The sequence below is a fragment of the Kushneria pakistanensis genome (assembly GCF_014652795.1).
Classification (GTDB): Bacteria; Pseudomonadota; Gammaproteobacteria; order Pseudomonadales; family Halomonadaceae; genus Kushneria; species Kushneria pakistanensis.
In genome coordinates this window covers 527,437-541,151 of sequence record NZ_BMZM01000002.1, presented here as the reverse complement: position 1 = coordinate 541,151, position 13,715 = coordinate 527,437, and the positions used below count along the sequence as shown (strand labels likewise).

General features: G+C 57.9%; 12 protein-coding genes. 7 read left to right on the top strand and 5 right to left on the bottom strand.

Going from position 1 to position 13,715, the window contains the following annotated elements; all coding sequences use genetic code 11:
* Positions 1–181: 181 nt before the first annotated feature.
* Complete coding sequence (locus IE123_RS07875) at positions 182–1,093, bottom strand: LysR family transcriptional regulator (protein WP_189516848.1); 912 nt, start codon at positions 1,091–1,093, stop codon at positions 182–184.
* A gap of 141 nt (positions 1,094–1,234) precedes the next feature.
* Between IE123_RS07875 and IE123_RS07870 the strand changes: the two genes are divergently transcribed.
* From IE123_RS07870 to IE123_RS07860, 3 genes are all read left to right on the top strand, one after another.
* Positions 1,235–2,497 (top strand): CaiB/BaiF CoA transferase family protein, encoded by a 1,263-nt coding sequence (locus tag IE123_RS07870; RefSeq protein ID WP_189516846.1) that lies wholly within the window; start codon positions 1,235–1,237, stop codon positions 2,495–2,497.
* A 1-nt stretch (position 2,498) separates the two neighbouring features.
* A complete protein-coding gene (locus IE123_RS07865; RefSeq protein WP_189516844.1) occupies positions 2,499–3,428 on the top strand; it encodes a hydroxymethylglutaryl-CoA lyase in 930 nt (309 codons plus the stop codon).
* 75 nt (positions 3,429–3,503) lie between these two features.
* Complete coding sequence (locus IE123_RS07860; protein ID WP_268246939.1) at positions 3,504–4,700, top strand: MFS transporter; 1,197 nt, start codon at positions 3,504–3,506, stop codon at positions 4,698–4,700.
* A gap of 116 nt (positions 4,701–4,816) precedes the next feature.
* Here the strand turns inward: IE123_RS07860 and IE123_RS07855 are convergent, their stop codons facing one another.
* Complete coding sequence (locus IE123_RS07855; protein ID WP_189516842.1) at positions 4,817–5,284, bottom strand: DUF4168 domain-containing protein; 468 nt, start codon at positions 5,282–5,284, stop codon at positions 4,817–4,819.
* A gap of 167 nt (positions 5,285–5,451) precedes the next feature.
* Between IE123_RS07855 and gmhB the strand changes: the two genes are divergently transcribed.
* The 3 genes from gmhB (at position 5,452) to IE123_RS07840 (ending at position 7,920) form a co-directional block, all read left to right on the top strand.
* Positions 5,452–6,033 carry a D-glycero-beta-D-manno-heptose 1,7-bisphosphate 7-phosphatase gene (gene gmhB / locus IE123_RS07850; RefSeq protein ID WP_189516840.1) on the top strand — a complete coding sequence of 194 codons (582 nt, stop codon included), beginning with the start codon at positions 5,452–5,454 and terminating at the stop codon, positions 6,031–6,033.
* A 110-nt stretch (positions 6,034–6,143) separates the two neighbouring features.
* The gene (locus IE123_RS07845) at positions 6,144–7,367 is read left to right on the top strand and encodes a UbiH/UbiF/VisC/COQ6 family ubiquinone biosynthesis hydroxylase (protein WP_189516838.1); all 1,224 of its coding nucleotides are present in this window, start codon (positions 6,144–6,146) and stop codon (positions 7,365–7,367) included.
* A complete protein-coding gene (locus IE123_RS07840) occupies positions 7,351–7,920 on the top strand; it encodes a DUF924 family protein (protein WP_189516836.1) in 570 nt (189 codons plus the stop codon). Before IE123_RS07845 ends, IE123_RS07840 begins: the two co-directional genes overlap by 17 nt.
* Before the next feature lie 49 nt (positions 7,921–7,969).
* Here the strand turns inward: IE123_RS07840 and IE123_RS07835 are convergent, their stop codons facing one another.
* The gene (locus IE123_RS07835) at positions 7,970–8,629 is read right to left on the bottom strand and encodes a purine nucleoside phosphorylase YfiH/LACC1 family protein (RefSeq protein WP_189516834.1); all 660 of its coding nucleotides are present in this window, start codon (positions 8,627–8,629) and stop codon (positions 7,970–7,972) included.
* A gap of 384 nt (positions 8,630–9,013) precedes the next feature.
* On the opposite strand from IE123_RS07835, the gene IE123_RS07830 reads away from it, so the two are divergent.
* Positions 9,014–10,120: an NADH:flavin oxidoreductase/NADH oxidase gene (locus tag IE123_RS07830; RefSeq protein ID WP_189516832.1), complete on the top strand. Its 1,107-nt coding sequence runs from the start codon at positions 9,014–9,016 to the stop codon at positions 10,118–10,120.
* Between the two features lie 27 nt (positions 10,121–10,147).
* On the opposite strand, the gene IE123_RS07825 is transcribed toward IE123_RS07830, so the two are convergent.
* On the bottom strand, positions 10,148–10,900 hold the full coding sequence (locus IE123_RS07825; RefSeq protein WP_189516830.1) for a PEP-CTERM/exosortase system-associated acyltransferase: 753 nt from the start codon (positions 10,898–10,900) through the stop codon (positions 10,148–10,150).
* On the bottom strand, positions 10,897–13,698 hold the full coding sequence (locus IE123_RS07820; protein WP_189516828.1) for a bifunctional diguanylate cyclase/phosphodiesterase: 2,802 nt from the start codon (positions 13,696–13,698) through the stop codon (positions 10,897–10,899). Before IE123_RS07820 ends, IE123_RS07825 begins: the two co-directional genes overlap by 4 nt.
* Between the last annotated feature and the right edge of the window lie 17 nt (positions 13,699–13,715).

Genomic DNA, 13,715 nt, shown 5'->3' with positions numbered 1-13,715 from the left:
TTCTCCTGGCCAGAAACCGCCGCCATCAGGACGGCAAGAGGGAATAACCTTCGGACTCTAGCCAGCCGGGCCGAGCGCTGAATATCAGTCAATAAACAAGGAAGGTTTCGTCACTCGCGAAGCGCCAGGACCAAGGTCGCAGGTTTTCCGGGGTACGTTTCATGGCATCGACTATCAACCCTCACGCTGTGGGGCTGTCCCTCTCGCCGCAGCGCAGCAGATGATCCACCAGCTGACGGGCAATGACCGGCAGGCCCTGGTAATCGCGCATGACCAGATGCAGCTCGCGCAGCGCCCATTCATCGGTGAGCGGAATGGCAACCAGTGACAGGCCATGATGCCGGGCGCTGACCGCCCGCCAGGGCAACACGCCGATCCCCATGCCGCGATCAATCATGCGACAGATGCCTTCAAAGCTGCGCACCTGAATGCGCATGCGCAGCGGTCGGTCAAACCGGCGCGCGCCATCCTGCAGCAGCGCCTGCAGCGAGGCATCCTGCTCAAGACCGATAAAGTCGTTATCCAGCGCCTGCTCCAGGGCCGCCGAGGGTGCACCCGCCAGCGGATGCCCCTGCGGCACGACCAGCACCAGCCGATCACGTCGCCACAGGCGGGCATCCAGCCCCTCCGCCGGTACGTGGCCGGCATAAAGGCCAACGTCCGCCAGCCCGTCGCGCACGGCGGTGACGATTTCATGGCTCAACCGCTCCTTCATGTCGATGCGTATCTGAGGGAAACGGTCCATGAATTCGCCCAGATCATCCGGCAGGAACTCGATGACCGAGGAGGTATTGGCATGCAGGCGAACGTGTCCCTTGATGCCAATGCGGTACTCGCTCATGTCGGCATCCAGACGCGAGAGGTTTTCAAGCATCAATCGGGCATGGTGCAAAAAGGCGTGCCCGGCGGCCGTCAGTTCGATACCGCGCGGTCGACGATAGAGCAGTGATATGCCCAGCTGCCGTTCCAGGTCGCTGATGCGCTTGCTCACTGCCGCCAGCGCCAGATGCTCGCGGCTGGCCGCGCGGGTCAGACTATGCTCATCGGCGATCGCCACAAAAAGGCGCAGGGTGACAAAATCCAGACGCTTCATGGCGCCCTCCAGCCAAAGGACCGCCCAGCCTAGCAGTGTCTTCGCCGGTTGCGAACGCTGCCTTGGTCAAACCCCAATTGTTGCACCTGCAACCGCTCGGCCATGCTCGCTCCCCTATCCATACCCGGGAGCGGATCACCCATGACCACCCATGACGGCACCTCTGCCACCGATCAACCCACGCAGGCACTGTCCGGCCTGAAGGTACTGGAACTGGGGCAGCTGATTGCCGGCCCGTTTGCTACCAAATTGCTCGGCGAGTTCGGCGCCGACGTGATCAAGATCGAGCCGCCCGGCACCGGCGACCCACTGCGGCGCTGGCGCATTGTCGAGGAAGGCACATCACTGTGGTGGCATGTCCAGACCCGCAACAAGCGTTCGCTCTCGCTGGATCTGAGAAGCGAGGAAGGCCAGCAGATCGTGCGTCGTCTCGTCGATGAGGCCGATATCGTGGTGGAGAATTTCCGTCCCGGCACGCTGGAAAAATGGGGGCTGGGCTGGGAGGCCTTGAGCGCGCGCAACCCGGGCCTGATCATGGTGCGCATCTCCGGCTACGGCCAGACCGGCCCCTACCGCGACCGGCCAGGCTTTGGCGTGATTGGAGAAGCCATGGGCGGCCTGCGCTATCTCTCCGGCCATCCGGGCGAGCGCTCGGTACGCGTTGGCGTAAGCCTTGGCGATTCACTCTCGGCCCTCTACGGGGTGATCGGTGCGCTGCTGGCACTGCAGGAGCGTCATCGCAGCGGTCAGGGTCAGTACATTGACGTGGCCCTTTATGAGTCGGTCTTTGCGATGATGGAGAGTCTGGTGCCCGAATACGACGGCGCCGATGTGATCCGTGAGCCCAGCGGCAGCGCCCTGCCCGGCATCACGCCATCGAATTCATATCCCTGCCTGAACGATGAGCATGTGCTGATCGCCGGCAACGGCGACAGCATCTACAAGCGTCTGATGCAGGCGATCGAGCGTCCGGAACTGGCCGAGGCGCCCGAACTGGCCCACAACGATGGTCGCTCGCGCCATGCCGAGCGCATTGACGGGGCGATCGCTGACTGGACCTCCCGCCACAGTCGCGAGCATGTGCTGAGCGTACTGGAGGCCGTCGGCGTACCGGTGGGTTTTCCCTACACCGCACGCGACATTGTTGAAGACCCTCACTACCAGGCCCGTCGCATGATCGAAACCATCACCACCGAGACCGGCCGGCAGCTGAAAGTGCCCGGTGTCATGCCCAGACTGAGTCGCACCCCGGGGCGCATCGAAGGCGGCGGCCCGCGGCTGGGCCAGCACACCCGGGCAGTGCTGGATGAACTGGGTATCGATGCTGACACCCAGCAGGCGCTGTTTGCGCGTGGCGTACTGTTTGAACCGGATGACCATCATGGATCGGAGAAGGCCCACTGACATGACACAACGCATCTTCATTCAGGAAGTGGCCCCGCGGGATGGCCTGCAGATCGAAAAGCGCTTCGTGCCCACGGCGGAGAAGATCGCCCTGATCGATGCGCTCTCCCGCACTGGCGTGGCGAAAATCGAGGCCACCTCGTTCACCTCACCGAAGGCCATTCCCAATCTGGTCGATGCCGGAGACGTCATGGCCGGCATCACCCGCCACGAGACCGTTGATTACGTGGCGCTGGTGCCCAACGCGCGTGGCGTCGAGCGGGCGCTGGCCGCGAGTGCCGATGAGCTCAATCTGGTGATGTCGGCAAGCGACAGCCATGGTCTTGCCAACCTGCGCATGACACCCTGGCAGTCGCTGGCGCACTTTCCCGCGATGATCGAGCAGACGCGCGGTCATGACGTGTTCATCAATGCCTCGATTTCGACCGCCTTTGGCTGCCCGTTTGATGGTGAGGTGCCCGCCTCCCGCGTGATCGACATTGTTGAGCGCCTCGCGGCGTTGGGCATTCGCGGCGTGTCGCTGTGTGATACCACCGGCATGGCCAACCCGGCCCAGGTCAGGGCGCTGTGTAACGAGGTAATCCGCCGCTGGCCCGACGTGGCCCTTACGCTGCATGTGCACAACACCCGTGGCATGGGACTGGCCAACGTACTCGCCGCCTGGCAGGCCGGTGTGACACGCTTTGATGCGGCGCTGGGCGGGCTGGGCGGCTGTCCGTTCGCGCCCGGCGCCAGCGGCAATGTCTGCACCGAGGATATGGTCCACATGTTCGAGGAGATGGGCATTGATACCGGCGTGGATCTCGACGCTCTGCTGGCCGTCTCGGCCACGCTTTCCGATCTTGTGGGGCACGAGGTGCCGGGGCAGGTGGTCAGGGCCGGGCGCGCAAGCCGTCGCTATCCGCTGCCGGAGCACATGCGTCAGTCCTGACAGCTTTGCGCCTGGGCGCAAACCGCCTCACACTGCGCCTCTCCTGTTAAGCTTCAAACCAGAGAGGCGCTCGCCGTGACATCTCGGGATACGACAACAAAGGCCCTGCCGACTCCCCTGTTGCTATTGATGGCCATTGCCACCGGCATTTCGGTGGCCAGCAACTACTATGCCCAGCCGCTTCTACACACCATTGCCGGCCAGCTGGGGCTGAACTACTCAAGCGCCGGTATCATCGTCACCACGGCGCAGCTCGGTTACGCTGCCGGCCTTTTGCTGCTGGTGCCGCTGGGCGACATGATCGAGCGTCGCCGGCTGGTGGTCACCATGATGCTGCTGGCCACCATCGGTCTGGTGATCAGCGCGCTGTCTTCCAACCTCGCCGTACTGCTTTTGGGCACCGCCATGACCGGCGTTTTCTCGGTCGTCGCCCAGGTACTGGTGCCCTTTGCCGCAACGCTTGCCGCCCCGGAACAACGTGGCCGCGCCGTGGGCATCGTCATGAGTGGTCTTTTGATCGGCATTTTGCTGGCGCGCACCTTTGCAGGGGCGCTTTCAACGCTGGGCAACTGGCGGCTGGTCTATATGGTGGCGGCCGTTTTGATTCTGATCACCACATTGCTGCTGTGGCGCGCCCTGCCCAGGCTCACCACCCATGCAGGGCTTGGCTACGCGGCACTGATTCGCTCGGTAGGTCGCCTGATGGTGGCGCACCCGGCACTGCGCCTGCGCGCGGCGCTGGGGGCACTGACCTTTGCACTCTTTGCCGCCTTCTGGACCCCGGTGGCCTTTCTGCTGTCAGCACCACCCTGGCAGTTCAATGACGCTACCATCGGCCTTCTGGGGCTTCTGGGCGCGGCAGGCGCGCTGGTCGCCCCCTGGGCCGGGCGTCAGGTCGACCGCGGTCGGGCACGGCTGACCACCACGGCAGGGCTGGTCCTGCTGCTGCTGGGCTGGCTGCCGCTGCTGTGGGCCGAGCGTTCCCTGGTCGCGATCGTGATTGGCGTACTGCTGCTGGATATCGCCGTACAGCTGGTCCACATCACCAACCTCAACATGGTCTATCGCATCGACCCCGATGCCCGTAACCGCCTCAATGCTGCCTATATGGTGAGCTACTTCCTGGGCGGCGCCATCGGTTCGCTGGCCTCGGCCTGGCTGTACGGTCACACCGGCTGGACGGGCGTCACCCTGTTCGGCATCGTCATCAGCCTTGCAGGCCTTGTGCTCTGGTGGTGCGGGCATCGCCATGAGTCGCATCTGCCGACGTAATCGAAGCCCTGCATGAAGCATGACCGGGATAAAGAAAAAGCCGGCCCGCCAAATGGCGGACCGGCTTTTTTATGGCTTCCTCCATGCAGCGCGCAACGCCGCATGAGGGACGCTTGTTACTGCGCCGGCTGCTGCTGCGCCTGAGACTGCATGGACTGCAGCTGCTGGTAGAGTTCGGGGTCCATATCGATCAAGCGCTTTTCCAGTGCCTTGTCACGCGAGGCGTCAGTACCGATTTTCTGATACTGCTCCACGGACAGATTGTGCTCCTGAAGGGACTCTTCCGTCTTGCTCTGGAAATCCTGCATCAGTGACTGCGCCTGCTGCTGATCTTCCACGTTCTGGCTGGACAGGCTCTGGATGACCGGGATCATGTCGCGATTGACGTCCAGAAACGAGCGCAGCTCGTCATCGTTGTACTGCTTTGACAGGGTGCCAGACTCAACGGGCTGGGGCTGCTGCATCTGAGCCGGTGCCTGCTGCTGGCCCTGCGGGGCGCCCTGGCTGCCGGCCATGGCCATCGGTGCAGCCAGCATGCTGGCCGTGATCAGGGCCGCGCCAAGCATCGAAACGGGCTTTTTCATGGTGAACTCCGAAAAAAGAATTTGATTCAATGTACTGTAGTCATTGCAGGGCGTCCAGGAAGCGATTTTCAGCAGCTCTTCAAAGGTGGCAATGTCACCTTGCCAAACGACTCCCTGAAGTTCTTCTATCCTCCCCTGTTTCAGGGACCATTGCAGAGAGTGCCTACATGAGCGCAGGACTGATTATCCTCGACCGGGATGGCGTGATTAACGAGGACTCCATCGAGTTCATCCGAAGCCCCGAGCAGTGGCTGGCCTTTCCTCAGGCGCTGGAAGCCATCGCCCGCCTGCATCAGTGCGGCTGGATCATCGCCGTGGCGACCAACCAGTCCGGCATTGCCCGCGGCTACTTCGATGAGGCAACACTTGAGGCAATGCACGACAGGATGCACCGGGAAGTCGAGGCGGCCGGCGGCATGATCAGTCACGTCGTGTACTCCCCTCACGGCCCCGATGATGAAAGCGACACCCGCAAGCCCAAGCCGGGGCTTTTGTACCAGATTCGTGACCTGTGCCAGCTTGAACATCTTGATGAAGCCTGGATGGTCGGTGACAGCCTGCGCGATCTGCAGGCCGGCCAGAGTGCCGGTTGCCGCACGGCACTGGTACTGACCGGCAAGGGCGAGATCACCCGGGGCGACCTGGCCCATCTCGAACGCCCCGATGAGGTCGTGATTACCGATTCACTGCTGGATTTTGCCAATCGCCTGCTCTCGGACGACCCGGCCATGAAGGCCCCCCGGCGCTAGCTCCTGCGACACCAGCGCACATGGCGGTGCGCGGTCCACGCGAGCGCGGTAGCGTCGTTTATACTTGAGCCTTTACTTCATACGGTATCGTTTACACGGGTGGCGCAATCATGACAGACACCAGCACGATCAGATCAGACATCGTCATTGTCGGCGGTGGCATCGCAGGCCTCGCCATGGCCGCCCGCCTGGCAAGTCGCACCACCTTCACCATCACGGTGCTGGATAGCGACCGCGCCCCCGAGATGCCCGATGATACCCTGCAGCTTCGCACCACCTCGCTCAACAGCGCTGCCGTGAAGCTGCTGCAGGACGCCGGCGTCATGATTCATCTGTCGTCGCACTTTCTGACCGACTTCAATCGACTCGAAGCCGGCAGCCGCGACGCCCCGAGTGCATTGAGCTTCAGCGCCGACGATATCGATCTGGACCGTTTTGGCGTCTTTGTCGAAAACGAGCGCCTGCGCCATGCCCTATGGCAGACGCTGACCGCCATGCCGCAGGTCACGCTGATCAGCGAATCGCGCCTTTCCTCCCTGCAGCGTCATGACGACCACGTTGACGGCCTGCTCGACGACGGGCGCGCGCTGGAAAGCCGTCTGATCATCGGTGCCGACGGCGCCCGCTCCCAGGTACGCCATCTGGCCGGCATCAGCAGTCATCAGCGCGACTACGCCCAGGAAGCCATGATCATCAATGTGCGTCTGGCCGAATCAGCCGGCCATACCACCTGGCAGATCTTTACCCCCAGCGGGCCGGTCGCCCTGTTACCGCTGCATGACCGACAGGCCTCGCTGATCTGGTATGACAGCCCCGGGCAGGTTCAAAAGCGCATGAGCATGGATGATGATGCCCTGCGCCTCGCCATTATCGAGGCCTTCCCGGCACGGCTTGGGCGGATTGAAGCCATTATCGAGCGCGGTCGTTTCCCGATTCGCCGCTTGCACGCCCAGCGCTATGCGGGCAAGCGCGTGGCACTGATCGGCGATGCCGCGCATGTGATTCATCCCATGGCCGGCCAGGGCATCAACCTGGGGCTGGCGGACGTGGTCGCACTGGCCGATGCCCTTGAGCAGGAAAGTGACCCGGGTAACGGTCATGCGCTGAGCCGCTATCAGCGTCGCCAGTGGCCGCGCAACGCTGCCATGCTGACCGGCGTCGAGCAGCTTCATCATCTCTTCACCCTGCCCTTTGCACCGCTGCGCTCGCTGGCAGAAAGGGGGCTGAAGGGTGCCGAGCGCATGTCACCGGTCAAGCGCTTCATGATGTCGATGGCCACCGGTCAGCCATTGACGACAGGCAAGGATCACAGCCGTCATGACACCCGCGAGTGACGTCGATGATGTCCTGACGTTCTGGTTCGAGACCCTGTCACCCGGGCAGTGGTTTCGGCGCGATAACGCCCTGGATAACACCATTGCCACACGCTTTGGCGCGCTGCTGGAGGCGGCACGCCGGGGCGAGCTGTCCCACTGGCGTGACGGTCATCGCGACAACGAAAGTGACCGCGGCCGTCTGGCCGAGATCATTATCATTGATCAGTTTTCACGCAACGTATATCGCGGTGATCCGCGCGCCTTCTCCCATGACCCGCAGGCGCTGGTGCTGGCGCAGGAGGCTGTGCGCCTGGGCTGTGATCGGCGCCTGCCGCTCAGGGAGCGCCCCTTCCTCTACATGCCGTGGATGCACAGTGAATCACTGCACGTTCATCAGGAGGCGCTGCGGCTTTTTGATCAGCCCGGACTGGAGCGGCATCTCGAGGTGGAACAGCGCCATCTGGCCATTCTTGGGCGCTTTGGCCGCTACCCCCATCGCAACGAGGCTCTCGGGCGCGACAGTACGCCCGAAGAGCTGGATTTCCTGACCACGCCCGGCTCGTCGTTTTAGACCGTTCGGGATGTTTCACGTGAAACATCCTGGCTCAGGGCGGCGCGCCTCAGGGCAGGATCACGAGACCGGCGTGCTGATTGGGCAGTTTCGGACGCGCTTCAGGATCGGGATGGGTCAACGTATGCCGCCGATGGCTCTGGAACCGATAGGCATCAGCATCAGTACCGTCAATGGCGCCCGTAGACCCATCAACCCGTGTGGTGATCGTGCATTGATCGATATGGCCGATTTCTCCCACGCCTGCCGCCTGGAGCTTGTAACAGGCGATGGCACCAAGCGCCAGATGACGCGGACGAGGTGACATGAGCGCCTCAGGCAGATCGAGCCTTTCCCGGAACGTATCGACCAGCGCTTCACTGACCTCATAGGCCTGCGCCCCGGCGGCCGGGCCGACCACCGCGATCCATTCAGACAGCTCACCCCATCGCCAGGCCGTAATCTGCCCCAGCATCGACTCGATAATGCCATCAAGAAGCCCGCGCCAGCCGGCGTGCAGGGCGCCAATATAGTGCCCGCTGCGATGGGCCAGCAGAATGGGCAGACAATCTGCGGTGACGATTGAAACAGGAATACCGGGCTGGTCGGTCAGAAACCCGTCGGCCTCGCCACATGCCTGGCCGGGAGCGTCGACCGTGACAACGCGCGTGCCATGCACCTGCTGTTTTTGCGGCCGTGCCGCTTCAAACCCGACCAGGACCTCGGGCATCAACATCTGCCGATGCCCAAACCCGTGCGCAACGGATGAGACGGCCGTCAGTAATGGGGATTGAATCATGCGCAAGGCTCCAGTGACGCGAATGCTTCTATTGTAGGTCCTTCCGGCATGACCTGACGCTGCCCGGAGAGGACGTTGACATGGCCAGCGTCACAGGCAAAAAAAAGCCTGCCAGGGGATGGCAGGCGACAAGAAATATTCTTGCAAGGGATCATTCAAGGGAACACTGACTTTGAGTCGCCCTGTGGCAAGGAGTTCCTGACACGGACAAAAAATTTTCGATGGCCCTCATCGACTTTGATAGCGTGCTAATGGCTTTGGCCTGTGCCAGACTCAGGGTTATCTGCTGGATTTGAATTTTTACGGAGAACCTCAATGCCCTCCCCTCGTCTTTTTGATCCCCTGAAGCTTGGCAGGCTTGAACTGCCCAATCGCATTCTGATCGCGCCGATGTGCCAGTACTCCGCCCGCGATGGCAATGCCACCGACTGGCACACCATTCACCTGGGGCAACTGGCGCTGTCAGGTGCCGGTCTGTTGATTCTGGAAGCCACGGCTGTCTCGCCGGAAGGCCGTATCAGCCCTGATGATCTCGGACTCTGGAACGACGACAACGAACAGGCGCTGAAAAACACCCTGGATGCCGTGCGCGCAAACTCGGACATGCCGCTGGGCATTCAGCTGGGGCACGCCGGACGCAAGGCCTCCACGCATGTGCCCTGGGAAGGCGGCGCGCAGATAGCACCTGACGCGCCGCGTGGCTGGCAGACTGTTGCCCCTTCAGCGCTTGCCTACAGTGAAGAAGAACACGCCCCGCATGCCCTCTCCATTGACGAGATCAAGGAGGTTCGCGAGCAGTTCAGGCGTGCTGCCGAGCGCTCGGCACGGCTGGGCATCGAGGCGATCGAGATTCACGCCGCCCATGGCTATCTACTGCATCAGTTCCTCTCGCCGCTGTCCAATCAGCGCAGTGATCAGTACGGCGGCAGCCTGGAAAACCGCATGCGCCTGACGCTCGAGATCTTTGATGCCATAAGAGAAGTCTTTCCACAGGAACGACCGGTCGGAATACGTATCTCTGCCACGGACTGGGTGGAGGGCGGCTGGAGCGTCGAGGAAAGTCAGGCACTGGCAAAAGAACTGGATGCCCGGGGCTGCAGCTTTATTCACGTATCCAGTGGTGGACTGAGCCCGGCCCAGCAGATCCCGGTCGGCCCGAGCTATCAGGTGCCGCTGGCGCGCGCCATCGGTGAAGTCGTCGAGATGCCGACCATTGCCGTGGGATTGATTACCGAACCGGAACAGGCAGAAGCCATCGTGGCCACCGGAGATGCCGATGCGGTCGCACTGGCCAGAACCATGCTCTACAACCCGCGCTGGCCGTGGCACGCCGCTGCGGCGCTGGGGGCGCAGGTGAAGGCGCCGAATCAGTATCTGCGCTCACAGCCGCATCAATACAAGGATCTGTTTTTGAATCAGTAACGTCTCAAGGATAGCCGGACAGTGGCTTCAAATCTTCTGATATCCGGCTATCCCTTTCCTGGACATGTCATGCTCGACAAGATCGCCGCTAAAACGCTCGGCGATGTATTCGTAAAGCTCATGCATTTCCGGGCACAGCTGGCCGACAGCTTCTTTCCAGTCACTGTAATAGATGGCTCTTTTACCATTAAATTCAAGATACTGGCTAACTCGTGAAAAGCGAAACCCTGAATATGACAGGAGTCTTGCCAAAGAAGGTTCCATCATCGCAAAGCCATATTGACGATTGGATATCTTTCCAAGTGCAAGCACTGACAGAAAAAGACCTGCCTTGAGAAATGACGCCGTCCTGACAGACTGAGGAGGGTTTTGAGCCAGTGTTTTGGCTTTTTTGCCTTTTCTGATATCCCCCAGTATCGCCACTCTGGATATTTCACAAATATCCTTTCTTTGAAAAAGATCAGGATGATGCTCGTGACTTTCAAAAAGAGAGGAAAATTTCAGCTCGAGCGGCATTCTATAAAATGGAGACCCCAAGGTTTCGGAAGGTAATACAAGTCTTGCACATCCGACAGCCTGACCACTTTCTCGTTTTTCTATGAGACAGTGCAGCGCGCGTTCATCGAAGGGATCCTTTTCAATAGCCTCACTACTATTGACAGGCTCAAACCCAAGCTCCTCACAGTAGACATCATGTCTTAGTGAGTATACTCTTTTCTTTTCTTTCTCAGTTACTGCAAAGATTATATTATAATCCCTGTCAAACAGCTCTTTGCTCATTTTTTGCCATCGCTTGAAAAATTAAATGCCTCTTCGGGTCTGATGGGGAACCCCACATAATATCCCTGCGCATAATCGACATTTAATCCCTTCAATGCCTCCAGTATCTGTGCATCGCTGACAAATTCTGCAATTACCTTCTTGCCAAATCCCTTGGCGACATCTGCAATAGCCTTGACCACCAGCCTGTTTTCATATGACTTGAGCATTTCGCTGACAAAAGAACCATCTATCTTTATGTAATCGCTTGGCATTTGACCCAGATAGTGAAAACTGCTGAACCCGACACCAAAATCGTCAAGTGCGATCTTGCATCCAAGTGCCTGAACACCTTTTAAAAGATTATTGGCCTTCGAAAAATCCGTAACCGCAGCTGTTTCAGTAACTTCGAGAATCAATCTCGCCGGATCAAGTCCCCGCACCTTTAATGCCTGTTCTACAAAACCCCTGAAACCTTCATCCTGTAGTGTCGTCCCGGATATATTGACAGCAAGCGTAATGGGCCGTTTTCGCAGTCTGGAAAGAATATCCAGGCTTTCACATAATACCCAGCGATCAACTTCAACAATAAGCCCGCTTCTTTCTGCAGCAGGTATAAACAGTCCCGGCATGGCAAGATTGCCGTTTTCATCCCGCATGCGCAGAAGGACTTCGTAGTGTTGAATGGTGCCATACTCAACACATGCGATGGGTTGCACCGCCAGTTCAAAACGTCTTTCGCTTAGCGCTCGGCGTATTTCATCCATCCAGTAAACACGCTCCTGAAGCTCATGACTCGTATCATATTCATCAGGAATCAAATACCATTTATTACTGTTCAGATCCTTTGCCTTATACATGGCAAAATCAGCATTGGCCATCAACTTTATATGATCTACACCGTGATCCGGATAGAGAGCGATACCAATACTCGCCATGGCACGGTGTCGACGGCCATTTTCACAAAACACAATATCTTCGAGCTTACGGGATATTCTGGATGCCATATGACGAGCATCGTTTGCGGTTGCACTTTCAAGCAGAATAGAGAACTCATCGCCACCCTGGCGGGCCACGATCGCATTTTCTCCCAGTTCCTCAATCAACGCCTGCGCCACGAGCTTTAAAAGCTGATCTCCAGAATGGTGACCACCCAGCTCATTGACATTCTTGAACTGGTCCAGATCTAGATACAGCACTGCTCCCCTATTATTGTGGTCATGCATGACGTCCTTTAACTTATGTTCAAAAAATCGTCGATTATAAAGTTCTGTCAAAGGATCACGATTGGCAAGCCATGCCAGCCTCTTTTCGGCCTGTTTTCGGGCAGTAATATCAAGTCCTACAGAAATATAATCTTCGCCTTTAGAAACAGGATCCAGTGGCGCATGAACCCACGTCACAATAATATCTTCACCATCTACTTTCTTTACCGTGCTTTCCTGCTGTCTGGTATTTTCTGACAGTTGTATGGCAAGATGCATATCAAGGTTAAAGATTGCTTCAAAAGAGCGACCAATCAGGCTTTGGTCATGCCCCATGGTTTCCTGAGCATGCCGGTTAATCAGCGTTATATTGCCTTCCTTGTCATGCGTCAGGATCAGGACATGTGCGTTATCAAGTAACCCGCCAATAAAATCTCTTTCTTTTGCCAGCTCCTTTAAACGCGCCGATAGCTCCAGATCGCGCATGGAGACCTTGTTTTCAAGTCGCTCAAGTTGATCAGCAAGATCAAAAGCAGCCCTGTCAAGAACATCTATTTCATCCCTCCATTTCTTGCTTTTTATTTGCGTTCTACGTCTAACACGATCAAAACCGCCATGTGCCAGGGAAGGCAGTACACTGGACAAGTGGCGAAGCCTGGCCATGGGTTTCCAAAGGATCATGAAAAGAAATATTTCAGCGACCAGCCAACCCAATACTGCAATAATGAAGGTGTTTCTGGTATTTTCCACAATCCCGTTCACTTGAGCGGTAATGTCGGACATCAAAAGGAGATGACTGATATCACCACTACCCTGAAAGTTTTCCAGCGGCATGGCAAAGACTTCATAGTGACTATCACCATGTTTTAAACGAACGGACTGTTGAGTTATTGATGTCAGCAAGTTCGACCGAGCAATCTCTCTGATAACAGGCAGCTCTTCTTTCTCATTGGTCAGCGCAATAATGGAGGCCTGCCAGGAGGGTAAATAGTGTGTATGGCTCGCAGAAACTTCTCCTTGTATCAAAAGAGCAACATCGCCTCCCGAGCTTTTATTGGTATATAAAATAACATTGCTCAACGAGCTTGTGATCACCACAACCCCTACACTTTCACCATCTGCCAGAACCGGTACGGCAACATACTGACGGCAGACATTCGTACATATTAAGGTTTTTGCGGGCATTTCATCGAGAATGACATTCTGCTCCCATGCACTCATCAGATTTTTGGGTATATTTGACTGAGGAGTACCGAGTGTGGAAACAATTCTGCCATCCATGTTCAGGATGGAAAGACTTTCTATTCCCACCTCAATCTGAAGCGTTGGCCACTGAGAACGCAGCATCTGGTCGATAAAGGAATAGTTATTATTTTCAAGCGCTTCACCGAGGCTATTGGATGAAGCAACAATACCGGCGACTTGACGCAGACCATCAAAGGATCGCTCCAGCGACATATTAATGTCTTCAATACGACTTCTATAACTGGCTTCCTGAGAAGTCTTGAACTGTTCAGAGAGATTTCGATAGCTGACTATTGTCAAAGTACTTGCCAGACCTACCATTACCAGACTGGTTAATATGATAGCGCGCCATTTCAGGCTGAAATTCATGCCATTCTCCCAGAATG